This is a genomic window from Streptomyces antioxidans (genome assembly GCF_000968685.2).
GTDB lineage: Bacteria > Actinomycetota > Actinomycetes > Streptomycetales > Streptomycetaceae > Streptomyces > Streptomyces antioxidans.
The window spans coordinates 62,555-85,710 of record NZ_LAKD02000015.1 but is presented as its reverse complement, the minus strand read 5'-3'; the positions used below and the strand labels follow the sequence as shown (position 1 = coordinate 85,710).

Annotated in this window: 20 protein-coding genes and 1 pseudogene; 9 read left to right on the top strand and 12 right to left on the bottom strand. The window is 70.3% G+C overall.

Features of this window, described 5'->3' with window-relative positions:
• Positions 1 to 125: 125 nt before the first annotated feature.
• A complete protein-coding gene (locus VT50_RS08205; protein ID WP_046088847.1) occupies positions 126 to 521 on the top strand; it encodes a hypothetical protein in 396 nt (131 codons plus the stop codon).
• Positions 522 to 762: 241 nt separating this feature from the next.
• Here the strand turns inward: VT50_RS08205 and VT50_RS08200 are convergent, their stop codons facing one another.
• The 5 genes from VT50_RS08200 to VT50_RS08180 form a co-directional block, all read right to left on the bottom strand.
• The gene (locus VT50_RS08200; RefSeq protein ID WP_046088846.1) at positions 763 to 1,074 is read right to left on the bottom strand and encodes a MazG-like family protein; all 312 of its coding nucleotides are present in this window, start codon (positions 1,072 to 1,074) and stop codon (positions 763 to 765) included.
• Between the two features lie 15 nt (positions 1,075 to 1,089).
• Positions 1,090 to 1,911 (bottom strand): exonuclease/endonuclease/phosphatase family protein, encoded by an 822-nt coding sequence (locus VT50_RS08195; protein WP_240529082.1) that lies wholly within the window; start codon positions 1,909 to 1,911, stop codon positions 1,090 to 1,092.
• A gap of 10 nt (positions 1,912 to 1,921) precedes the next feature.
• A complete protein-coding gene (tmk, locus tag VT50_RS08190; protein ID WP_046088845.1) occupies positions 1,922 to 2,521 on the bottom strand; it encodes a dTMP kinase in 600 nt (199 codons plus the stop codon).
• A complete protein-coding gene (locus VT50_RS08185; protein WP_046088844.1) occupies positions 2,518 to 3,627 on the bottom strand; it encodes a radical SAM/SPASM domain-containing protein in 1,110 nt (369 codons plus the stop codon). The genes tmk and VT50_RS08185 overlap by 4 nt, the downstream gene beginning before the upstream one ends.
• A 253-nt stretch (positions 3,628 to 3,880) precedes the next feature.
• Positions 3,881 to 4,285: an ATP-binding protein gene (locus VT50_RS08180; RefSeq protein ID WP_046088843.1), complete on the bottom strand. Its 405-nt coding sequence runs from the start codon at positions 4,283 to 4,285 to the stop codon at positions 3,881 to 3,883.
• A gap of 173 nt (positions 4,286 to 4,458) precedes the next feature.
• Here VT50_RS08180 and VT50_RS08175 point away from each other — a divergent pair, with 173 nt between their 5' ends.
• The gene (locus tag VT50_RS08175) at positions 4,459 to 5,712 is read left to right on the top strand and encodes an NsdA family TPR-like regulatory protein (protein ID WP_240529081.1); all 1,254 of its coding nucleotides are present in this window, start codon (positions 4,459 to 4,461) and stop codon (positions 5,710 to 5,712) included.
• Entirely contained in the window at positions 5,703 to 6,209 is a 507-nt protein-coding gene (locus VT50_RS08170; protein WP_046088841.1) for a GNAT family N-acetyltransferase, read from the top strand. Before VT50_RS08175 ends, VT50_RS08170 begins: the two co-directional genes overlap by 10 nt.
• Before the next feature lie 183 nt (positions 6,210 to 6,392).
• Here the strand turns inward: VT50_RS08170 and VT50_RS08165 are convergent.
• The 4 genes and pseudogenes from VT50_RS08165 to VT50_RS08150 all read right to left on the bottom strand — a co-directional run.
• Positions 6,393 to 6,791, bottom strand: a pseudogene (locus tag VT50_RS08165) (peptidase associated/transthyretin-like domain-containing protein); the annotation flags it as partial.
• Positions 6,792 to 6,889: 98 nt separating this feature from the next.
• Positions 6,890 to 8,689, bottom strand: a complete 1,800-nt coding sequence (gene aspS, locus VT50_RS08160; RefSeq protein ID WP_046088840.1) for an aspartate--tRNA ligase — start codon at positions 8,687 to 8,689, stop codon at positions 6,890 to 6,892.
• Between the two features lie 198 nt (positions 8,690 to 8,887).
• Positions 8,888 to 9,859 (bottom strand): pirin family protein, encoded by a 972-nt coding sequence (locus VT50_RS08155; RefSeq protein WP_046088839.1) that lies wholly within the window; start codon positions 9,857 to 9,859, stop codon positions 8,888 to 8,890.
• A 120-nt stretch (positions 9,860 to 9,979) separates the two neighbouring features.
• A complete protein-coding gene (locus VT50_RS08150; RefSeq protein WP_046088838.1) occupies positions 9,980 to 10,474 on the bottom strand; it encodes an SseB family protein in 495 nt (164 codons plus the stop codon).
• Positions 10,475 to 10,612: 138 nt separating this feature from the next.
• Here VT50_RS08150 and VT50_RS08145 point away from each other — a divergent pair, with 138 nt between their 5' ends.
• Complete coding sequence (locus VT50_RS08145; protein ID WP_046088837.1) at positions 10,613 to 12,439, top strand: acyl-CoA dehydrogenase; 1,827 nt, start codon at positions 10,613 to 10,615, stop codon at positions 12,437 to 12,439.
• Positions 12,440 to 12,601: 162 nt separating this feature from the next.
• On the opposite strand, the gene VT50_RS08140 is transcribed toward VT50_RS08145, so the two are convergent.
• Together VT50_RS08140 and VT50_RS08135 are read right to left on the bottom strand one after the other, a co-directional pair.
• Positions 12,602 to 12,970: a hypothetical protein gene (locus VT50_RS08140; protein WP_046088836.1), complete on the bottom strand. Its 369-nt coding sequence runs from the start codon at positions 12,968 to 12,970 to the stop codon at positions 12,602 to 12,604.
• 17 nt (positions 12,971 to 12,987) lie between these two features.
• Positions 12,988 to 13,743 carry a TNT domain-containing protein gene (locus tag VT50_RS08135; protein WP_046088835.1) on the bottom strand — a complete coding sequence of 252 codons (756 nt, stop codon included), beginning with the start codon at positions 13,741 to 13,743 and terminating at the stop codon, positions 12,988 to 12,990.
• Between the two features lie 182 nt (positions 13,744 to 13,925).
• On the opposite strand from VT50_RS08135, the gene VT50_RS08130 reads away from it, so the two are divergent.
• From VT50_RS08130 to VT50_RS08115, 4 genes are all read left to right on the top strand, one after another.
• Positions 13,926 to 15,218, top strand: coding sequence for a M18 family aminopeptidase (locus VT50_RS08130; RefSeq protein ID WP_046088834.1), 1,293 nt, complete (start codon positions 13,926 to 13,928; stop codon positions 15,216 to 15,218).
• 1 nt (position 15,219) lies between these two features.
• Positions 15,220 to 17,295, top strand: coding sequence for an AfsR/SARP family transcriptional regulator (locus VT50_RS08125; RefSeq protein WP_046088833.1), 2,076 nt, complete (start codon positions 15,220 to 15,222; stop codon positions 17,293 to 17,295).
• A 1,121-nt stretch (positions 17,296 to 18,416) separates the two neighbouring features.
• Positions 18,417 to 19,121: a DUF4232 domain-containing protein gene (locus tag VT50_RS08120; RefSeq protein ID WP_046088832.1), complete on the top strand. Its 705-nt coding sequence runs from the start codon at positions 18,417 to 18,419 to the stop codon at positions 19,119 to 19,121.
• Between the two features lie 320 nt (positions 19,122 to 19,441).
• On the top strand, positions 19,442 to 20,149 hold the full coding sequence (locus VT50_RS08115; protein ID WP_046088831.1) for a DUF4232 domain-containing protein: 708 nt from the start codon (positions 19,442 to 19,444) through the stop codon (positions 20,147 to 20,149).
• Between the two features lie 94 nt (positions 20,150 to 20,243).
• On the opposite strand, the gene VT50_RS08110 is transcribed toward VT50_RS08115, so the two are convergent.
• A complete protein-coding gene (locus tag VT50_RS08110) occupies positions 20,244 to 22,067 on the bottom strand; it encodes an NHL domain-containing thioredoxin family protein (protein ID WP_046088830.1) in 1,824 nt (607 codons plus the stop codon).
• A gap of 244 nt (positions 22,068 to 22,311) precedes the next feature.
• On the opposite strand from VT50_RS08110, the gene VT50_RS08105 reads away from it, so the two are divergent.
• The gene (locus VT50_RS08105; RefSeq protein ID WP_046088829.1) at positions 22,312 to 23,136 is read left to right on the top strand and encodes a maleylpyruvate isomerase family mycothiol-dependent enzyme; all 825 of its coding nucleotides are present in this window, start codon (positions 22,312 to 22,314) and stop codon (positions 23,134 to 23,136) included.
• Positions 23,137 to 23,156 lie beyond the last annotated feature (20 nt).

Sequence of the window (23,156 nt, the reverse complement as noted above, 5' to 3'; positions counted from 1 at the left end):
GGACCACTCCCCTCCCCGCCGGGAACGGCGCCCCCTCGCATACGTGTTGATCGCGCGGCAACCGTTCGTTTAGTCCCCTCGATGACCCTGTGGAGTCCATAGCCACCGGGAAATCGAGGAACACAGTGCCGGACGCGCGTGTCACGGTGACGGTCCACGGCCCCGACCCGCTCAGCCGGGCCGGGGTCGTGCGTCATCTGCAGCATCAGCCCAGCGTCAAGCTGGTCGACCGGCCGTGCCCGCTCGGCGACGAACCCGGCGGCGCCGTCGCCGTCATGCTCGCCGAGCGCCTGGACGACCGCGCCGGGGCGGAGCTGCGCCAACTGGTGCGGGGCGGTCGGCAGCGGGTGGTGCTGATCGCGGGCGAGCTCCGGGAGACGGAGCTGATGGCGGTGATGGAGTACGGCGTCCAAGCCGTCCTGTGGCAGCACCGGACCACACCGAAGCGGCTGCTGCGCGCGGTGCACCGGGCCGCCCGCGCGGACCGGTCCACCCCGTGCGGCGTGGACCGGAGGCTATGAGGCGGCTGACCGGTCTGTTCCCGCACTGACGCTCAGCGCATCATGTCGTACGCGGAACCGGAACCGCTACCGAAGTCTCACCTGCGACGACGCTCTGACCTTTGTGGCGAACCGGCCCGCCCTGTCCCGTCCCAGCCCGGACCTCCCCACCAGCCGCACGCGATCCGCCAGTTGGTGCACCGGGTGCGCACCCGGCTCTGGACGGGCGAGGAGCCCGACCCCTGATGGCGTCGGGCTTCTCTCAACTCAACGAGCGGTCAGCGATCTGCCGCAGCCGCTCGTCGAAGACGCCGGCGGCGTCCGGCGTGAACGAGGCGAGCGCGACCATGCTCGTAAGGATCACGTCGCACAGCTCCTTGCGGACGTCGTCCTCGGTATGGCTCGCGCCCTTCCTCGGGTTCGAGCCGAGCATCCCGTGCATCGCCTCGGCGACCTCCCCGGCCTCCTCGGTGATCTTGAGTACGCGCATGATCCGCGTCACGTCCGGCGCAAGAGGGCTCTCCGCATCCAGCCACTCACGCAACCGCTCGACGGTCTTCCAGGTCTCATCCATCACAGTCCTCCGGGGTCAGAACAGCGCCGGTACCCGCTCGGCGGCCTCAGTGGGATCGGTTACCGGCAGCGTCCTCGCAGGGCGCAGAGCGAGCGAAACGGTGAGCGCGGAGTGGTCGGTGAGCCGGTCCGTACCCGTACGCGGTTCGTGGACGTAGGAGCAGGCCCGCAGCTCGGCCGCCAGGCTGGCCGAGGCGTGCACGTGGTCGTAGCGGTAGCCGTCGCCGGTCCGGCCCACCCACGAGTATTCGGCGGTGTCCGGGTGCAGCGCGCGGAACGCGTCGCGGTACCCGGTCTCTCCCAACCATTTGTAGAACCCGTACTCGAACGGCTGGAAGAACCGGTACGCGGGCCTGTGCTCAGGCTCGAGCACATTGAAGTCGCCGAGCACCAGCCCCAACCCGGCGTCACCGCGTGGCAGGCCCGTACGGCAGCGTTCGAGGAACGTCCGCTTCCGCGTGGTCTTCGCTTCCGACGCGTCCCGAGAGGGCACGTACAGGCCGGTGATGTCGAGCGGGCCTCCATCGGTCGCGACGGTCACCGACACCGCGCGGTGCGGCAGGTATCCGACGGAGGCCGGCCCCTGCTGGGTCGGTAGGCGGCTCACGATCATCGCGCCGCGCTCGCCGCGTTCCGGCCGGGGAAAGATGACCGCGTATCCGGCGTCACCGAACTGGGAGGCCAGGAAGGAGCAGCCAGCGTTGTCGACCGTCTCGGTCAGCACAAGCACCTGCTCGGGCCGCGCCGCGAGGTACACGAGCTGGCGTTCGGCGCGTTCTCTGGATGGGTTGTTCAGGTTGAACGTCAGCACGTCGAGCGTGCTCGCCTGGCTGGTCATGAGCTGCACCTCATCCACGGTTCCTGATCTCCGCGACGATGTCGCGAGCGATCTTCTCCGGCCCTTCGGTGGTCGCGTCGAACTGGACGACGTGCACGCCGGCGGCCATGAGGAACCTAGCCGCTTCGCGGAACGCCGCGCATTCCCGCTGGCTGCTGCCGGGCTCCCGCTCGTAGCGGCTGTGCGCGCCTCGCTCGGTCAAACGCTTCTCGATCACGTCGGCGTGAGCGTTGATGATGACGGCCAGGTCGGGCATGTCGGCGTGCCTGTTGAGTTCCCAGACCAGGTCACGGCCGACGCCGTCCATCACCTGTAGCACCAGCGAGGAGGCGACGTAGCGGTCACACACGACGACGTCGCCGCACGCCACCGCAGGTCGGATCTCACCTTCAAGGTGCTGATACCGGTCGGCTGCGATCAGGCAGGCCATCGCCATGCCGCGGTAGTCGTCGGTGCCCTGCCGTGCGAGCCGCCCCGGTGCGGTGTCGCTGGGCTCCCTTGTGGCGTGTACCGCCACGCCGGCGGCGCGCAGCTCGGCGACGACGGCAGCCGTCACGGTGGACTTGCCGACGCCGCCCGGCCCGTCGATCGTCACGAACATCCCGGTCATGACACACCCACCACGGGAAGCGCACGGGGCTGGTGCGGCATGACAGGACACTGCTCGCTGTCGACGGCACCGATGCGCTGACCGGCGGCGACGACGGCTGCGGGGCAGCCCTTCCCGCAGCGGCTCGACATGGCGCATCCGCCGCACGTGTCGTTCCCGCCGAGGTCCCACCGGTCGCCGAACCGGCCGTAGGCGTCGAGTCGCGCGGCCACGTCGTCGTGCTCCCACACGTTCCCAACGAGGAAGTCGGTGTCCGGGTGCTGGCTGACCTTCGTGCGAGCGGCGAACGCCAGGTAGGGGCAGACTGCGACCTCACCCTTGGTGAAGACGTAGATGATCGTCCCCGCCTCACACCCGGAGAGAGGCTTGCCGTCATTCGGAAACCGAATGTGAACCATGTCCACGCCATCGTCGACGAACGGCATCGTCAGATCGCGAATGTGCCGCATGTGATCGTCCGGGCGACGCAGCTTCCGCGACGAGTTCGCGCCTCTGCCCATTTCGCCGAGTGGGTTCATCAGTACGTACTTCGCACCCTGGTCCCGGGCGAACGCACACAGCTCCCGGTACTCCTCGTCCTGTGCAAGGTTGTTCGGCGTGCACAGCAATCCCTGGAGAATGCCCGCCTTCGCGAACCGCTTCACCGTCTCCACGGTCTCGTCGAAGCCTTCGGGTCGGCCCCGGAACTTCCCGTGCGAGTCGGCAGAGAACCCGTCCAGGCTGACGTTCATGTGAGCGTCGAGCGCAGCGAGTTCACGGATCTGCTCGTCGGTGACCATCGTCGCATTGGTACACAGGCCGACGCCCATGCCAGCCGCACGGAAGTCGGCCGTGATCTGGAGCAGGTCGGCATGCATGAACGGCTCCCCGCCGGTGAGCGTCACCCGGTTCACCCGGGCCTCGGCGAGCTGTGGGATCAGCCGTTTCCGGACTCCGTCGAGGAGCATGTAGTCGCCGCGTTTCGTCGCGGACACGAAGCAGTGGGCGCACTTTTCGTTGCACGGCTCGCACACCTGGATCAGAGCCTTGCGGTGGGGATGGTCAACGGTGGTGCGGAAGTAACAGGACGCGGCCTGTTCGCCAGTGATGATCGGTCGTGCGGTCATGCCTGCCTCCGTGGAACTCGGGTGGAAACCGGCTGCCGGCCGGCCGACGTCACGCAGCACGACCGGGGGCCGGGGATCAGCGGGCGGGAGCCTGTTCCCGCACTTGGATGTATCGGGCCCAGGGCCGTCTCGCCCCTCACCGAGCCTTCCCGGCCCGGCAGAGGGGGCTTTTGCGACGTCGCGATGGCGTAGCCGACGGCGGCCATCACGGCGAACACCGCCAGGACGTAGAGCACCTGGGCACGGCGGGGCGTCACGGACTGACTTCCAACTCGGCCCACACGCGTTTCCCCCAACGCAGCGGATCGACGCCCCACTTCTCGGACATCGCGGCGACTATCGCCAGGCCCCGGCCGTTCACGTCGTCCGCCCCCGCGTCGCACAGGGTGGGCAGCTTGCGGGACCGGTCGGTGACCGCGATCCGCACGCGCTTGAGGCCGACCCTCGACACCTTCACCCGGATCATTTCCAGCCGCGCATGCTTGACCGTGTTCGAGACCAGCTCGGTCACCACCAGCCGGGCCGCGTCCTCGACGTCTTCCAGGCCCCACACCCGCAGCGACGACGACACCAGTCCCCGCGCCGCGCTTGCCGATTCCCGCTCCCGGCGCATCGTCTCGCTGCACGCGGGGACGCCCGTTGCTGATGGCTCGGTCATCGTGCTCACGCCGCTCCTCACCTTCGGGTTCGGGGGTGACTCCAGGCGACACCCAGTGAACGACCGGCACGACAGCGGCGACAGGTGGAACCATGTGGAACTACAGGGCATGACCCCGGTGATTTTTACTTTCACGCTGTCGTGACCTGATCGCGGAGCGCTACCTTCATCCTGTGTACGCAAACGCCAAGCTGGAAGCGCGGATCGAACAACTCGGCTTCTCCCAAGCCGGTTTGGCCAGGGAAATTAACCTTGCGGTCGAACGATTGACCGGCTCTCATGGCTCGGTCACTGACACAGACGTTCGCCGCTGGTTGCGCTACGAGACCAAGTGGCCGCAAGACCGCATCCGGCTGTGCATCGAAGAGGTGCTCGACGCCTCGTCCGAGGACTTAGGGTTCATCCCCCGACGCAGGAAGAGTCGTGCACCATCGGAGGACGGGCCCGTGCAGCGTCGCGCATTCGTTAATGCAGTAGGCGGAGCAGGCTTGGGCCTCGCTACTCCGCGGGGAAGGCAGAGACGGCTAGGTGTCAGTGACGTCGATAGGTTTCACCAGGACTACGTACAGATCCTCCAGGAAGACCGGGTTGTGGGAGGCACGAGGCGGGTGGAGAACCTGGCCATCGAGCTTGCTACGCGGGTCCAGTCCGCGCTCACCACCGGGGCGGTCTCCAATCGTGTACGGGACATGCTGCATCGTCTTGCTGCCGACGCGATGGCGGCTGCGGCGTTTGCCGCCCTCGACGCAAGCTCCCCGAAGCGGGCTCGCGCGCACCTGGACAAGGCCATGACCCTGGCCGGCCTGTCGCGGGATAGCCAGACGAGGTACCGCGTGTGGGATCACCTGATGCTCGCGTCGAGCATGCGAGAGAACCATGCTGAGGCTGCTGCTGCTGCCGATGTGATGAAGCGTTCGACAGCAGCACGGTGTGATCCTCTTTTTGCCTCTCTCGGGCACATGCGCAATGCCAACGCGCTGGCCCGACTGGATCAGCACACAGACGCCCTACGCGCTCTCGAACTGGCAGAGAAGCACTTCGGCCGCATCGCTCAGCCTGTGCGCTCAGACTGGATCAGCTTCTATGGGGTCGCCGAGTTCGACGCCTTGTCCTCGTACGTATGGACGGCGGTCGGGGAGCACGGCCGGGCGGAGTTCTGTCTGCACCGAACGCTGTCGGCCATTCCCGAGGGCATGGTCCGCGACAGAGCGCTGTTCACCGCGCACCTATCTCTGGCACAGGTCAGGCAGGGTGAGCTTGAATTGGGCTGCGCCACCGCAAGGAAGGCATCAGCCCTGCTGCTTCCCGGCTCTGGGTCACGAAGGACTGCCAAGACCTTGGCCAGGGGGCGCGAACTGCTCATCGCCTCCGGATCGAAGACGCCTGAGGTAACGGGGTGGACTGAGGAGTCTCGACAATGGATTTGAGGCGGTACGGTCACGTCGACGCTCAAGACGTGCGTTCGATGCTGCTGGACATCCACGACGAGGTGTATGCGGGCGACCCCGACCCGTTCCACTCTCGTGAGCGTTTCACGTACTTCCTGGACCTGTGGTCCTCACGGAAGAACTGGAGGTGCGTATCCGGCTGGGAGGACGGCGGCCCGGTCGGCTACGCCTACGGCTCAGTCCTCGCGCCCGGTGGCTGGTGGCAAGGCAGCACCCGGCCCAGTGATCTACGAGGCCCCGTGTTCGCGCTGTCTGAACTCATGGTGCTACCCAAGTGGCGCGGGACTGGCAGAGCCAAGATAATCCATGACGCACTGATAGCTCCCGTGGATGCGAGGGCGGTGTCTCTTCAGGCGGAGATCGCACATAAGAAGGTCGTGCGGCTCTACGAGAGCTGGGGGTACCGAAAGGTGGACGAGTCCACGTCACACGACGACTCGCCCCACTACGCGGTGATGCTCAGGGACCTCCGGTAGCTGCCAGCGAAACGGCCGCCCGCGATGTCACTGAGCGGCCGTACGGTGTTGACTGTGACCTCCCCGGGCGTACTGACGGCTGATGTCGGCCCTCCTAGGCCGGTGGTGCCCGGAACCGGACTTGAATCGAAGCCGGAACCGGAACCCCCGGAGAGCCCCCCACGAGCTTCCCGGGAGCCACCGTCACATGCCGGTGCCGTCGTTCGTCGCGTTGGGGTCGACCCCGAGGGTCAGCGAGCCGGCGACGCCCTTCTCGATCTTTCCCTTGCGGTACTTCAGGTGCAGCAGACCGCCCTGTGCCCCGTTGCCGGGGTAGATCCCGTCCTCGTCGAGGGTGGTGCGCTCGGTGGTGCTGGTGTTGTACGGGGCTAGTCTCACCGAGTCGAGCACCGCCGCCTCGGCGAAGAAGAGCTGACCGGTGTGGCAGGCGTGGCCGCCCTCGTAGCCGGAGTCGGTCATCTTGCCGCCCACGTGCACCTTGGTGTGGATGTGCACGCACCGACCCTGGTACCAGCCGGGGAAGACCGTGGTGAACTCGACGAAGCCGTGCCGGTCGGTCAGCTGGGTACCGCGCAGATACCGAGGCGGTGGTGGCGACGGCCGCTCCCAGGCCCGCCGCCGCGACCGCCGCGCCGCCCGTCACCATGACCCGCCGCCCCGTGGGTCCCGTCCGGCCCCGCCTACTCGGCGGGCTTCTCGGCGGGCTTCTCGGCCTGCTTCACCTGCGGCGGCTTGCGCAGCGACAGATGGAGCTCGCGCAGCCGCGCCTCGTCCACCTCGCTGGGCGCACCCATCAGCAGGTCCTGTGCGTTGCCGTTGAGCGGGAAGGCGATGGTCTCGCGGATGTTGGGCTCATCGGCCAGCAGCATCACGATGCGGTCGACGCCGGGGGCGATACCGCCGTGCGGCGGGGCGCCGAAGTGGAACGCGCGCAGCATGCCGCCGAATTCGTGCTCGACCTCGTCCCGGGAGTAGCCCGCGATCTCGAACGCCTTGTACATGACGTCCGGCTCGTGGTTCCGGATGGCGCCGGAGGACAGCTCCACACCGTTGCAGACGATGTCGTACTGCCACGCCAGGATGTCCAGCGGGTCCTTGGTCTCCAGCGCCTCCAGGCCGCCCTGCGGCATGGAGAAGGGGTTGTGGGAGAACTCGACCTGTCCGGTGTCCTCGTTCCGCTCGAACATCGGGAAGTCCACGATCCAGCAGAAGCGGAAGACGTTCTCCTCGAAGTGCCCGGCCCGCTTGGCGGCCTCGACCCGCACCGCGCCCATGATCTTGGAGACCTCGTCGAAGTCGCCCGCGCCGAAGAAGACCGACGTGCCGGGCTTGCCCTCGACCTCGGCGATCAGCTTCTCGACGTCCTGGTCGGTGAGGAACTTCGCGATCGGGCCGGTCAGCTTGGAGTCCTCCCCGATCCGGACCCAGGCCAGCCCCTTGGCGCCCTGCAGAGCGGCGAACTCACCGAGCTGGTCGAAGAACTTCCGGGGCTGCTCGGCGGTGTCCGGCACGGCCAGCGCGCGTACGTGCTTGTCGGCGAACGCCTTGAAGCCGGAGCCCTCGAAGATGTGGCTGACGTCCCGCAGCTCCAGCTGGGCCCGCAGGTCCGGCTTGTCGGAGCCGTACTTCAGCATGGCCTCGCGGAACGGGATCCGCGGGAAGGGCGAGGTGACGTGGCGACCGCCGCCGAACTCCTCGAAGAGCTCGGTCATGACCTTCTCGATGACGCCGAAGACGTCCTCCTGCTCGACGAAGCTCATCTCGACGTCGAGCTGGTAGAACTCGCCGGGCGAGCGGTCGGCGCGGGCGTCCTCGTCGCGGAAGCAGGGCGCGATCTGGAAGTAGCGGTCAAAGCCCGCGATCATCAACAGCTGCTTGAACTGCTGCGGCGCCTGCGGCAGCGCGTAGAACTTGCCCGCGTGCAGCCGGGAGGGGACCAGGAAGTCCCGGGCGCCCTCCGGCGAGGTGGCGGACAGGATCGGGGTCGCCAGCTCGTTGAACCCCTGGGCGGTCATCTTCTGCCGGATGGCGGAGATGACGGCGGAGCGCAGCATGATGTTGCGGTGCATCCGCTCGCGGCGCAGGTCCAGGAAGCGGTACTCCAGCCGCCGCTCCTCGCCGACCCCGTCCTCGGGGAAGACGGTGAAGGGCAGCGGATCGGCGGCGCCGAGCACCTCGACGTCGCCGACCTCGACCTCGACCTCGCCGGTCGGCAGCTCGGGGTTGACGTTGTCCGCGCCGCGCTCGATGACCCGGCCGTCCACGCGGACGACGGTCTCCTTGCTGATGGAGCTCAGCGCCTCGTTGGCGGGGGTGTCGGGGCGCACCACCAGCTGGACCAGGCCGTAGTGGTCGCGGAGATCGATGAAGAGGATGCCGCCCAGGTTCCGTCGATTGTGGAGCCATCCGGAGAGCCGGACGTCGGTGCCGACGTCAGCGGCGCGGAGCTGACCACACGTGTGGGACCGGTACCGATGCATCATTCATCCAAGTCGTGTCGATCGGGAGGCGTACGTACCCTCGGGAAGCTTCCGGCCAAGCCTACCGGCGCCGCGACCCTCCCCGGTAAGCGGTTTACAAACCCCGACAAAGGTGTGCGATCCGCACCGGGGACCTCCTGACCGTCGCCGCCGGTCGGCTCCGGCCCGGGCGAGGCCCGGGCGAGGCCCGGGCGAGCCTTACAGTCCGCCCTCGGACATCCCGTGCACGGCCGGGATCGTGCCGAGCCGTCCCTTCTGGAAGTCCTCGAACGCCTGCTGGAGCTCCTTGCGGGTGTTCATGACGAACGGGCCGTAGTGGGCCATCGGCTCGCGGATGGGCTGTCCGCCCAGGAGGACGACGTCGAGCTCCGGGGTGCGGGAGTCCTGCTTCTCGTCCGCGCGGACGATCAGCGAGCCGCCGCTACCGAAGACCGCCGTCTGGCCCAGCTGAATGGGGCGGCGCTCGGCGCCGACGGCGCCGCGGCCCGCGAGGACGTACGCGAGGCCGTTGAAGTCCTCCCGCCACGGCAGGACGATCTCCGCACCCGGCGCCAGCGTGGCGTGGATCATCGTGATCGGCGTGTGGGTGGCCCCGGGGCCCTGGTGGCCGTCCAGCTCACCGGCGATGACCCGCAGCAGCGAGCCGCCGTCCGGGGTCGTGAGCAGCTGCACATTGCCGCCGCGGATGTCCTGGTAGCGCGGCGCCATCATCTTGTCCCTGGCCGGGAGGTTCACCCACAGCTGCAGACCGTGGAAGAGGCCGCCCGAGGTGACCAGCGACTCCGGCGGCGCCTCTATGTGGAGCAGCCCCGAGCCGGCCGTCATCCACTGGGTGTCGCCGTTGGTGATGGTGCCGCCCCCACCGTGGGAATCCTGGTGGTCGAAGATCCCGTCGATGATGTACGTGACGGTCTCGAAGCCGCGGTGGGGGTGCCAGGGGGTGCCCTTGGGCTCGCCCGGCGCGTACTCCACCTCGCCCATCTGGTCCATCATGATGAACGGGTCGAGGTGCTGGTAGTCGATGCCGGCGAAGGCCCGGCGCACCGGGAAGCCCTCGCCCTCGAAACCGCTGGGGGCGGTCGTGACGGCGAGCACGGGGCGGGGTCGTGCCTCGGCGGGTGCCGCGACGCGCGGCAGGGTCAGCGGGTTCTCTACGGTCACTGCGGGCATGACGGCCTCCTCGGTCGTTCACCATTCAACTTAATTGAAGGGTGAACGACTCGCAAGAGGGCCTTTATTTCCACCCGAGCGCCCCTTGAGGCGACCGGCTATATCCGGACGTATGCCGATCTAGCCGTACATGCGGCGCATGGCGAAGTCGACCATCTGCTCCACCGCCTTCGCGTCGAAGACGATCCGGTGCTCGCCCTCCATATCGAGGACGAAGCCATAGCCGGTGGGCAGCAGGTCGATCACCTCGGCGCCGGTGATCACGAAGTACTTGGACTCCTTGCCCGCGTACCTCCGCAGCTCCTTGAGCGTGGTGAACATGGGGATCACCGGCTGCTGGGTGTTGTGCAGCGCCAGGAAGCCGGGGTTGTCACCGCGCGGGCAGTAGACCTTCGACCCGGCGAAGATCTGCTGGAAGTCCTCGGCCGCCATCGATCCGGTGGTGAAGGCCCGCACCGCGTCGGCGAGCGACGGCGGGGAGGGCTCCGGGTAGAGCGGCTGCTGGCCGTACCCCGCACCCGCCGCGTGATGTGACGCATGCGGCTGCTGTTGCGGCGGAGGTGGCGGAGCGGCGTAGCCCTGCCCTGCGCTCGCGTTCTGGTCGTAGCCGTACATGCGCAGAAGCGTACTGAGTCACAGTTACCCGGTAGAGGGTTGCCCTTTATTACCCACGGGTAGCATCATGGCATCAGCTGATCTGATACGCGTCAACGCAGAGGTCCTGGCCTCCCGATCCCTTACGGAGCCGTCGCCATGGGGCACTACAAGTCGAATCTCCGCGACATCGAGTTCAACCTCTTCGAGGTGCTCGGGCGCGACACGGTGTACGGCACCGGCCCGTTCGCGGAGATGGACGTCGACACCGCCAAGAGCGTGCTCGCCGAGATATCCCGGCTCTCCGAGCAGGAACTGGCCGAAAGCTACGCCGACTCCGACCGGAACCCGCCCGTCTACGACCCCAAGACCCACACGGCACCGCTCCCCGAGTCGTTCAAGAAGAGCTACCGGGCCTATATGGACGCCGAGTGGTGGCGGCTGGGCGTCCCGGAGTCGCTCGGCGGCACCGCCTGCCCCCGCTCGCTGCTGTGGGGCTCGGCCGAGACCATCCTCGGCTCCAACGCCCCGATCTGGATGTACGCCTCGGGGCCGTCCTTCGCGGGGGTGCTCCACGACGAGGGCACCGAGGAGCAGCTGAAGATCGCCCGGCTGATGGTGGACGAGCAGTGGGGCTCCACCATGGTGCTGACCGAGCCGGACGCCGGTTCCGACGTCGGCGCGGGCCGCACCAAGGCGGTCCGGCAGGAGGACGGCAGCTGGCACATCGAGGGTGTGAAGCGGTTCATCACCTCCGGTGAGCACGACCTCTCGGACAACATCATCCACTTCGTGCTGGCCCGCCCCGAGGGCGCCGGGCCCGGCACCAAGGGTCTTTCGCTGTTCATCGTCCCCAAGTACGACTTCGACTGGGAGACCGGTGAGCTCGGGACGCGCAATGGCGTGTACGCCACCAACGTCGAGCACAAGATGGGGCTGCGGGTCTCCAACACCTGCGAGCTGACCTTCGGCGCCGACCACCCGGCCAAGGGCTGGCTGCTGGGCGAGAAGCACGACGGCATCCGCCAGATGTTCAAGATCATCGAGTTCGCCCGGATGATGGTCGGCACCAAGGCCATGGCCACCCTCTCCACCGGCTACCTCAACGCGCTGGAGTACGCCAAGGAGCGGGTGCAGGGCCCGGACCTGGCGGCCTTCACCGACAAGACCGCACCGCGGGTGACCATCACCCACCACCCGGATGTGCGCCGCTCGCTGATGACGCAGAAGGCGTACGCGGAGGGCCTGCGCGCGCTGGTGCTCTACACCGCCTCGGTCCAGGACGAGGTCCTGGTCAAGGAGGCCGCGGGCGAGGACACCTCCGCCGTGAACCGCCTGAACGACCTGCTGCTGCCCATCGTCAAGGGCTACGGCTCGGAGAAGGCGTACGAGCAGCTGGCGCAGTCCCTGCAGACCATCGGCGGCTCCGGCTACCTCCAGGAGTACCCGCTGGAGCAGTACATCCGGGACGCCAAGATCGACACCCTCTACGAGGGCACCACCGCCATCCAGGGCCAGGACTACTTCTTCCGCAAGATCGTCCGGGACCAGGGCCAGTCGCTGACCACCGTCTCGGAAGAGATCAAGAAGTTCCTGGCCGAGGCCGCGGGGGGCGAGGACCTGGAGCCCGCCCGCGACCAGCTCGCCCAGGCCGCGGTGGACCTGGAGGCGATCGTCGGCGCGATGCTCACCGACCTGGCCGCCACCGAGCAGGACGTCAGCTCGATCTACAAGGTCGGGCTCAACTCCACCCGGCTGCTGCTGGCCTCCGGTGACGTGATCATCGGCTATCTGCTGCTCAAGGGCGCGGCCGTGGCCGCCGAGAAGCTGGGCACGGCCTCCAGCAGGGACAAGTCCTTCTACGAGGGCAAGATCGCTGTGGCGAAGTTCTTCGCCCATGAGGTGCTGCCGGGCGTCTCGGTGCAGCGCTCGCTGGCCGAGTCGATCGACAAGGGGCTGATGGACCTGGACGAAGCCGCTTTCTAGGGCGTGTTGGGAAAGTAGCGCCGTCCGGCCCGGCGGAGGGAAAGGTCCGCCGGACGCCGCGCGAGGGCTTCCCTCATAGCGTCCAGGGGGCCGGCCGTCCCATCCTCCGGCGGGGCGGCCGGCCCCCTGGACTGTGCGCGCTCACATAGCGACCGTTCATCGTCACCGCTCGTCGTCCTCGGACCGCCGCTCCCGCAGCGCCCGTTCGACCTCCTCGCGGGCCCACCGCCTGAGCTCATCGCCCTGGGCGAGGAGCTCGTCGACCGACTCGCCCCCGCCCTCCGGCGGGCGCGGGCGGGCCCTCAGCTTCTCCAGCAGATCCCGGCACGCCTCGTCCTCGGTGGCGAACCGGCTGGTGTCCCGGTCCAGGGACCGCTCCCGCAGGCCGGTCTCCCAGCCGCCGTCCGGAGCGGGCCGCAGGTAGTAGTACGCGTCCGGCTGCACCGGGATGTCCTGCACGCCCGGGATGTCGTACAGCGCGTCCGGCACCTGCTCGTCGCGGAGGGTCCGGACGAGTTCCGTTCTGTCCACCGGTCCAGGATCCGCCCTCAGTTGAGCGGACGGAGATTACCGGCCGCGACGAGTTGGGGAATCGAAGGCCCGGTCAGATACTGCAGCCCGTAACCGGGTTGGCCGAACCATGACCGGATGGGACCGGCCTCGACCAGGAAGGGTTCGGTGACCTCGTAGAGGTGATAGCCGTTCGGATACGCCGGGTCGAGGGTGTTGAGGTTGCTCGGCGGCAGCGCGCGCTCCGCGTAGGGGGTGCCCGCCGGGGCGAGGAAGTGGCCGAAACCGCTCCCGAACAAGTCGACCTTCTGACCGGCCTTCAGCTGGACCGTGCTGTGCAGGGGCGACCCGTTGAGCAGGACCCAGCCGTCGGGGTGCGGGTACCACCAGCCGTTCGTCCGCTCGTTCCAGTAACAGTCGAGGAACGAGGAGGCGGTGCGGAAGTCGTCGAGCCGTTCATAGCCTTCGAGCATCCGCCCGATCTCGCCGTAGCGGGGGAGCTGAGCGGGTCCGAGCCGCCAGTCGCCCTGGTAGTAGCGGTCGAGCGGAGGATTCGGTGCGGTGTTGGTCCCCCCGGTGCGGTTCGTGGTGGGACAGGGAGGGTGGCCCTTGCCCTCGCTGTCCCCGCCGCCTCCCGGCCGCGGGCCGGGTGAGGGCGCCGCCGCGGGCTCCGGGGAGGCCACGGGGGCCAGCCCCGCGGTGAAGTCCGTGACGGGCCTGGCCATGGCCGGTCCGCCGGCGCACAGCAGCAGCAGCGACCCCAGGACGACAAGCAGGTGTCGAAGAACGCGCATCCGGTATCCCCTCGAGTTACGACTCAGTGCGACGTTGCTCGGTCACGGGGAATATCGACCGATTCGCCCGACTTCTCGCCTTAGCTGACGTGCTTTCATCAGATTGGATCAACGTGAGCCCACGGATGGCCGCCACTGCCGCACCAGGGCGGGCCGACCCCCGGCGAATCTATGCTGAGCACATGAGCGCACAACCCGGCATCGACCGCGGCCACACCGATGACCTGATGTCCTTCCTCCGCGCCAGCCCATCGCCGTACCACGCCGTGGCGAGCGCCGCGGAGCGGCTGGAGAAGGCCGGGTTCCGCCGGGTCGAGGAGACCGCGCCCTGGGACGGGGCGGCGGGTGGACGGTTCGTGCTGCGCGGTGGCGCGATCATCGCCTGGTACGTGCCCGAGGGGGCGGAGGCCGCCACTCCGTACCGGATTGTGGGCGCTCACACCGACTCTCCCAATTTGCGGGTGAAGCCCATTCCCGACACCGGTGCGCACGGCTGGCGGCAGATCGCGGTCGAGATCTACGGCGGGGCGCTGCTCAACACCTGGCTCGACCGCGACCTCGGGCTCTCCGGCCGGATCACCCTCAGGGACGGCTCCCACCACCTCGTCACCGTCGACCGGCCGCTGATGCGGGTGCCCCAGCTGGCCGTGCACCTCGACAGATCGGTCAACACCGACGGCCTGAAGCTCGACAAACAGCGCCATATGACGCCCGTCTGGGGGCTCGGCGGGGTCGAGGAGGGCGACCTGGTCCGCTTCGTCGCCGAGGAGACCGGGGTCGCCGCCGAGGAGATCGCCGGGTGGGACCTGATGGCCCACAGCGTCGAGCCGCCCGCCCACCTGGGCCGGGACCGCGAGCTGATCGCCGGGCCCCGGATGGACAACCTCGTCTCCGTGCACGCCGGTACGGCCGCGCTCATCGCCGCCGCCACGCAGCAGGAGCTGCCGTACATCCCCGTGCTGGCCGCCTTCGACCACGAGGAGAACGGCAGCCAGTCCGACACCGGCGCCGACGGACCACTGCTCGGCACGGTGCTGGAGCGCTCGGTCTTCGCCCGCGGCGGGGCGTACGAGGAGCGGGCGCGCGCCCTCGCGGGCACCGTCTGCCTGTCCTCCGACACCGGCCACGCCGTCCACCCCAACTACGCCGAGCGCCATGAGCCGGGCCACCACCCGCGGCCCAACGGCGGCCCGATCCTCAAGGTGAACGTCAACCAGAGATACGCCACCGACGGCGCCGGGAGAGCCGTCTTCGCCGCCGCCTGCGAGCGCGCGGGCGTCCCCTGGCAGAGCTTCGTCTCCCACAACTCCATGCCGTGCGGCACCACGATCGGCCCGATCACCGCCGCCCGGCACGGAATCGCCACCGTCGACATCGGCATCGCGATCCTGTCCATGCACTCGGCCCGTGAGCTGTGCGGAGCACAGGACCCGCGGCTGCTGGCCATGGCACTGCACGCCTTTCTGGGGGCTTGAGTTGGACTTCTCTCTGCTGGGCCCGGTGACCGTCACCGCGGGTCCGCAAGCAGCGCCCGTCGAGCTTCCGCTGGGGCCCGCCAAACGGCGCAGCGTGCTGGCGATGCTGCTGCTGCGGCCCAACGCGACCGTGTCCGTGGAGCAGTTGATATCCAGCCTGTGGGAGGACGAGCCGCCCGAGCACGCCCGGACCGTCATCCAGGGCCATGTCTCCCGGCTCCGCGCGGCCCTGGCCGAGGGCGGCGCCGAGGACCACGGCGTCGAGCTGGCCACCCACAGCTCCGCCTATCTGCTGCGCATCCCGGAATCCCTGATCGACACCCAGCGCTTCGACGAGCTGACCGCCCGGGCCAGCCCGGAGTCCGCCCCCGGCGAGGCCGTCCAGCTGCTCCGGCAGGCGCTCGGCCTGTGGCGCGGCCCGGCGCTCACCGGGACCGTGGCCAGCCCGCCGTTCGCGGCGGCCGCGCACGCCCTGGAGGAGCGGCGGCTGAGCGCCGTGGAGGCCCTGGCGCGGGCCCATGAGGGCCTGGGCGAGCATGAGCAGGCGGTGCGCGCACTGCACCCCGCCGCCGTCGCCAATCCGCTGCGCGAGGGGCTGATCGCCGCCCTGATGCTGGCGCTGTACCGCTCCGGGCGGCAGTCCGACGCGATCGCCTGGTTCCACCGCACCCGACAGCTGCTCGACGACGACCTGGGGGTCGACCCGGGCCAGCGGCTGAGCGCCGCGTACCAGGAGATCCTGCGGGCGGCCCCCACGTCGGACGGGCCGCGGGGCGGTGCCGAGGCCGCCGGGCAGCAGCAGGGTGCGGGGGGACAGCCGGGCGCCGGGGGCCAGCTGGGCGTGGCGGGGCAGCCGGGCGTCGCCGGGCAGCCCGGCACACCGTCGGCCGCGGCCACTCCGCAGCATCCGCTGTCCGCGGGCGCCCCGGCCCCCGCGCCCGCGCCCGTGCCCGAGCTGCTCCCCCGGCCCCCGGCGGGCTTCCACGGCCGGGGCGCGGAGCTGGCCGAGCTGACCCGGCTGACCCTGGGCACCGCCGAACCGGCCCGGGGCGGCGCCGCGGGCGATCCCGGCGGCTACCCCCAGGCGGGCGGTATCGCGCTGCTCACCGGGCCCGCCGGAGTCGGCAAGACCGGTCTGGCGGTCCACTGGGGCCACGCCCACGCCGCCGCCTTCCCCGACGGACGGCTCTTCGCGGATCTGCGCGGCTTCAGCGGCGGCGAGGCGGTGGCGCCCGCCGCGGTGCTGCGCGAGTTCCTGCTGGGCCTCGGCACCCCGGCCGAGCAGATACCCGGCTCGCCCGAGGCCGCGGCCGCGCTGTACCGCTCGCTGGCCGCCCGCCGCCGACTGCTGGTGGTGCTGGACAACGCGGGCAGCTCCGCCCAGGTACGCCCGCTGCTGCCCGGCGGCCCCCACTGCGCCACGCTGGTCACCAGCCGCAGCAGGCTGGACGGGCTGATCGCCACCGACGCCGCCCGCCCGGTACGGCTGCACGCCCTCGGCCCCGAGGACGGGGTCGGCCTGCTGGGCGCGCTGCTGGGGCCCGCGCGGGTCGCCGAGGACCCGGAGGCCGCGCGGGAGCTGGTGGACCTGTGCGACGGGCTGCCGCTGGCGCTGCGCGCCGCCTCCGCCCAGCTGATGGCCCGGCCCCGCTGGCGGCTGGCCCGGCTGGCCACCGCGCTGCGCGACGAGCGCCGCCGGCTCGCGCTGCTGTCGGCGGAGGACACCGGAGTGGCCGCCGCGCTGCGCAACTCCGTGGCCCGGCTCTCGGCGGACGACGCACAGCTGCTGCGGGCCCTGGGCGCCGGTTTCGCGCGGGAGGTCAACACCGCCGAGGCGGCCGCGCTGTCGGGCGCGGACCCGGAGCTGATCCAGGACTCCCTTGAGCGGCTGGCGGAGATGCACCTGCTGGACGAGGAGGCCACCAACCGCTACGTGATGAGCGAACTGGTGAAGCTCTTCGCCCAGGGCGACGGCAGCGACCGCAACTCCCCGGACAAGGCATCCGGCGAATCCGCGGGCGGCCCCACCGACACAGCGCCTGGCGGAAGCCCGGGCGAACCGTCACAAGGCGGCTGAGCGAGAAGCGGGACGCTGGCGACAGCGACTCCCCAGGCGCATCCGGCGAAGCCGTGGGTGCGCCCACCGGCGGAGCCACTGGCGAACGCCCTGGCGAGCCGTCACAACGCGGCTCAGCAGCAGCCAACAGTGGGCGTTGGCGGCGGCCACCGCGACTCCCCGGACTAGGCATCCGGCAGAGCTGCCGGAGAGGGGCGGTCTGGCGACGCCCCCGGCGGAGCGCCTGGCGAGCCGTTACCGGCTGAGCAGCGGCGGACAGCGTGCGTTAGCGGCAGCGATCGCGACTCCCCGCACGAGACACCCCGCGAAGCTGCCCGGTGCGCCCACCGGCGGAGCCACTGGCGACAGCCCCCGCGCACCGTCACAACGCGGCTCAACAGCAGCCAACAGTGGGCGTTAGCAGCAGACACCGCAACTCCCGGGCGAAACGCCCCCCCGGGGCCCCGGTGGGCCCATCGACGGGCGGTTGACGGGCTGTCGCAACGAGGCTGAGCAGGAGTGAACAGCCGGGCGTTAGCGGCAGCGATCGCGACTCCCCGCACGAGACACCCCACGAAGCTGCCCGGTGCGCCCACCGGCGGAGCCACTGGCGACAGCCCCCGCGCACCGTCACAACGCGGCTCAACAGCAGCCAACAGTGGGCGTTAGCAGCAGACACCGCAACTCCCGGGCGAAACGCCCCCCCGGGGCCCCGGTGGGCCCATCGACGGGCGGTTGACGGGCTGTCGCAACGAGGCTGAGCAGAAGTGAACAGCCGGGCGTTAGCGGCAGCGATCGCGACTCCCCGCACGAGACACCCCACGAAGCTGCCCGGTGCGCCCACCGGCGGAGCCACTGGCGACAGCCCCCGCGCACCGTCACAACGCGGCTCAACAGCAGCCAACAGTGGGCGTTAGCAGCAGACACCGCAACTCCCGGGCGAAACGCCCCCCCGGGGGCCCCGGTGGGCCCATCGACGGGCGGTTGACGGTCTGTCGCAACGAGGCTGAGCAGAAGTGAACAGCCGGGCGTTAGCGGGGCGTTAGTGGGCGGCAGCCGTTCGGCAGCCGAACGGCAGCGGCGCCGGACAGGCTTGAGCCGTACCGGAAAACGCCCGAACGCTCGCTGAGGGGAGACCCGCCATGCCGTTCACCACCGCTCGCCCCGCTCACCGCGCCACCACGCTGCGCTCGGTCGCGGCCGGACTGACGGTCATCGCCGCGGGCATCACCCTCGCGGCGTGCGGCACCGCCGACGCGTCGGGCGTACGGACGGCAGGCGCGGCGGAGAGCGTCGCCCCGGCCGTCCCCACCGCCCACGAGGACGGCGTCCAGGACGGTGTCCAGGACGGCGCTCAGCGGGTCGCGGGGGATACGGCGGCGGGCGGGGCCGACGCCGGGGCCCAGGGCGGTCTGCGGGCCGACAGCGCCGTCGAGGAGGAGGCCGGGGTCTGCCGTCTCGACACGATGTCGGTGGGCGTCACCTCCGTACCCCGTCCGGCCGACCACCTCCTGCTGGAGATCACCAACCAGTCCGGCACCACCTGCCGTCTCACCGGCTTCCCCACGGTGCGGTTCGACGACGCGGGCCAGGCCGTGCCGGGGGCCGCGGACACCCGGCCCCAGACGGCCGTCACGCTGGCCCCCGGCGAGAGCGGCTACGCGGGACTGACCACCTCCGCGGCGGACGACCCCGCCGACGGCCGTAAGGCCACCGGGCTGGCCGTCTCCCTCCACGGCGGGGACGGCCGCCGCTCCGTCGACCTCCCCGGCGACTCGGTGGAGGTCGGCCGCGGGGCGGAGGTCGGCTACTGGCAGAGCGACGCCTCCGACGCCCTGCTCTGGTGACCGCCCCACCCGGTGCCCCCGGTGACCGCCCCATCCAGCGATCGCCCCAGACCTTCCGCTCCGCTGACCGCTCGACTCCGAGCCACCCAGCCGGGCAGATAGCCGCCTCCCCCCGGCCGTCTGCCCCGGACGGCCCCCGCTGCGGCGGGGGCCGTCCCTCCGCTTCCTGGACCGGAAGCCTCGTCCACCCGTCGCGAGGCAGGTCAGGCGGGTCAACGATGCGTCAGCGGGGCGTCAGTCAAACCACAGTTGGGCCAGGCGAGGTCGTACCCCGAACCGCCCGATTCAACTGAGGGACCGCTGTGCCAATGAGCACCCGCATGAGCACCCGCTCCACCACCCGCCGCAGCCTCGCCCTGCGGGCCACCGCCGGCCTGACCGTCCTCGTCGCCGGCTTCGCCGTCACCGCCTGCAGCGACAAGGGCGACTCCGGCAGCAAGACGGACGGCAAGGCCGACACCTCGGCCTCCGCCCCCGCCGAGCAGAATTCCGACAGCAAGTCCGACGGCGAGAAGGACGCGACCGAAGGCGGCGCCGACGCGGGTGCCAAGACCGGCGACTGTTCGCAGGACTCCGGCAAGTCCTCCGCCGGCAGCGGAACGACGGACAAGTCCCGGGCGGTGGGCACCGAGAAGGCCAAGCCCTGTGATGTCGACATCCTGGATGTGGGCGTCAAGCCCGGCAACAAGTCCGATCGCCTGCTGCTCAAGGTCACCCAGCGGGCCGGGTTGGTCTGCACGCTCCAGGGCTACCCGTCCCTGAGGTTCGACACCGAGCAGGAGTCCGTCTCGTTCGAGGAGACCGAACCGCAGACCGTGGTCACCCTCAAGCCCGGTCAGTTCGCCTACGCGGCCATCATTGGCGTCGGCGATGAATCCGACAAGCCAGGCAAGGCGGCCACTAAGGTCACGGTGTCCTACCACCACGGCGAGGGCAGCAAGACGGTCAACCTCCCCCACGCGAAGTACGTCCACCACACCAAGGTCACCTACTGGCAGAGCAGCGCCTCCGACGCCCAGAAGTGGTGAGCCGCACAGAGAACGGGTAGCCGCTTCCGCCGCGGCCACCCGGCCCGCAGAACGGCTCCTCGGCGAAGGCGAATTCAAGGGGCGTTCCCGCTTCTCAGCCGGACGTGTCGTCCATCCCGGCGAGCACCAGCGGCAGCCGGTCCGCGCCGCCCTCGGTGATCCGCACCGGGACGCCCCAGTCCTGCTGGTGCACATGGCACGCGGGGTACTCGTTCGCGGGGTCGTCGTCACAGGAGGCGGCCATCGCCGAGACGTGCAGCACGCCCTCGGTCATGCCCTCCGTAAGGACGAGCTCACGGCTCAGGTCCGTCCCCGCGCCGTCGCCACCGGCCAGCAGCTCCGGCGGGGTGGAGCTGACCAGCAGCCGGGTGGAGGGACCGTAGCGGGTGTCCAGCTTCTGCCCCTCGGGCGCCTGGAAGACCACGTCAAGACGGAGCTTCCCCGGGGCGATGCCGGTCGCGGCGCGCTGGGTGCGGTGGGCCACCGCCTCGACCCTTACGGCCTCCTCCGGCAGCCGCAGCCGGGTCAGCCGGTGCCGCGCGGACTCCACCACGACGATGTCCCCGTCGGCCAGGACCGCGCCGGAGGGTTCGCGCAGATCGGTGGCGAGCGTGGTGACCTCGTCGGTGGCCGGGTCGTAGCGGCGCAGCGCGTGGTTGTAGGTGTCCGAGATCGCCACCGAGCCGTCGGGCAGCGCGGTGACGCCCAGCGGATGCTGGAGCAGCGCCTGTTCGGCGGCGCCGTCCCGGTGGCCGAAGTCGAAGAGTCCGGTGCCGACGGCCGTACGGACCGTGAAGTCCTCACCGTCGCGCTGGAGGTAGCGCACCGCGGAGGTCTCGGAGTCCGCGATCCACAGCCGGTCCCCGGTCGTGGCGAGCCCGGAGGGCTGGGCGAACCAGGCTTCCCCGGCGGGCCCGTCGACCAGGCCCTCATTGGTGGTCCCGGCGGCGGCCCGTACGGTCCCGGCCTCCGGGTCGTACGTCCACAGCTGGTGGACGCCCGCCATGGCGATCCACAGCCGGCCGGCGAACCAGGCCACGTCCCAGGGGGAGGACAGGTCGACCTCGCGGGCGGGCCCCTCGGTGGGCGACCCCTGCCACCACTGGCGGCCCGTCCCGGCGAGCGTGGTGACCTCGCCGGTGGCCGGGTCGTAGCGGCGCAGCGCGTGGTTCACGGTGTCGGCGACGGCCACGGTGCCGTCGGGGAGCGGGGCGAGCCCCTGGGGCTCGCTGAACCGGGCCCGCTCGCCCGTGCCATCGGTAAGGCCGCGCTCGCCCGCGCCGATCCTCCGTACCACGGTCTCGCCGTCCGCCGCGAGCTCCACCAGCTGATGGCGGGTGGTGTCCGAGACGAGGAAGGTGCCGCCGGGCAGCAGCAGCGCCTTACCGGGGAAGCGCAGCTCGGTGGGGACGGGCTCGGGGGGCACAAAGGGGCCGTCGCCGCGCCGCAGGGTGCCCTTGGCGGCGTGCTCGGCCTCCAGCTGCGCCACAAAAGTCTCCAGGGCGTGGGCGTGGCCCTCGCCCGCGTGCTGGGCGACCACATAGCCCTCGGGGTCGATGACGACGAGGGTGGGCCAGGCACGGACCGCGTACTGCTTCCAGGTGGCCAGCTCGGGGTCGTCGAGGACCGGGTGGTGCACCTCGTACCGCTCGACCGCGTCCACCACCGCCTGGTGCTCGGCCTCGTGGACGAACTTCGGCGAGTGCACGCCGACGATCACCACGGTGTCGCGGTGCTTCTCCTCCAGCTCGCGCAGCTCGTCCAGGACATGCAGGCAGTTCACACAGCAGAACGTCCAGAAGTCGAGGATGACGATGCGTCCCCGCAGCTCGGTGAGGGTGAGGTCGGTACCGCCTGTGTTGAGCCAGCCGCCCCGGCCGATCAGCTCGGGGGCGCGGACGCGTGCACGTGAAGCCATATCCCCATGAAACAGCAGCCCCGGCCACACCATTCCCCCGGCCCCCGGAGGCTTTCGACCCGTGCGTACGGGTACGTCCGGAGATAGGGCCGGGTCGGGCGCGCACTGCCATCGCGGGCAGGCCGCGAGCCGCCGATCCGGGCCTACGATCAGACCGGAAAGCACTGCCCGTGCGCTCGTGGGCAGCGTAACTTGAACGCACACACCAGCACCCAGCCCGCGCACCAACCGCCCGAGGGGTCCCGTGACCGTCCATCCCAGCCTTCAGACCTCCATCGATGCCTGGACCCACTCCATCGACGCGATAACGGAGTTGGTCAACCCGCTAGCGGAGAGCGAGTGGAACCGCCCCACCGAGTGCCCGGGATGGTCGGTGCGGGACGTCGTCTCGCATGTGATCGGCCTCGAATGCGAGATGCTCGGCGATCCCCGCCCCATCCACACCCTGCCGCGCGACCTCTACCACGTCACCAACGAGCTGTCACGGTACATGGAGGTCCAGGTCGATGTGCGGCGCTGCCACACCGCGCCCGAGATGACCTCCGAGCTGGAGTACACCGTCATCCGGCGGGGCCGCCAGCTGCGGAACGAGAAGCGCGAGCCGGACGCCATGGTGCGCTGGCCAGGCGGCACCGAGGTGGCGCTGGGGGAGGCCCTGAGCCGGCGGGCCTTCGACCTCTGGGTGCACGAACAGGATCTGCGCCGGGCCCTGAACAAGCCGGGCAACCTGGACTCGCCGGGCGCCACGATCACCCGTGACCAGCTGCTGTCGGGGCTGCCGAAGGTGGTCGCCAAGGACGCGGGCGCGGCGCCCCAGTCGGCCGTGGTCTTCGATGTGCACGGCCCCGTCGAGTTCATGCGGACGGTCCGGGTCGACGCGGACGGCCGGGGCACCATCGACGGCAGCGTCTCGCTGGGGCCGACGGTGACCCTCACCCTGGACTGGGAGAGCTATGTCCGGCTGGCCTGTGGGCGGGTGCGGCCGGAGGCGGTCGCGGAGCGGCTGAAGACCGAGGGCGACCAGCGGCTGGCGGACGCGATCCTCCAGAACTTCGCGGTCACGCCGTAGCGCCCCGGGGCCGGGGGGCC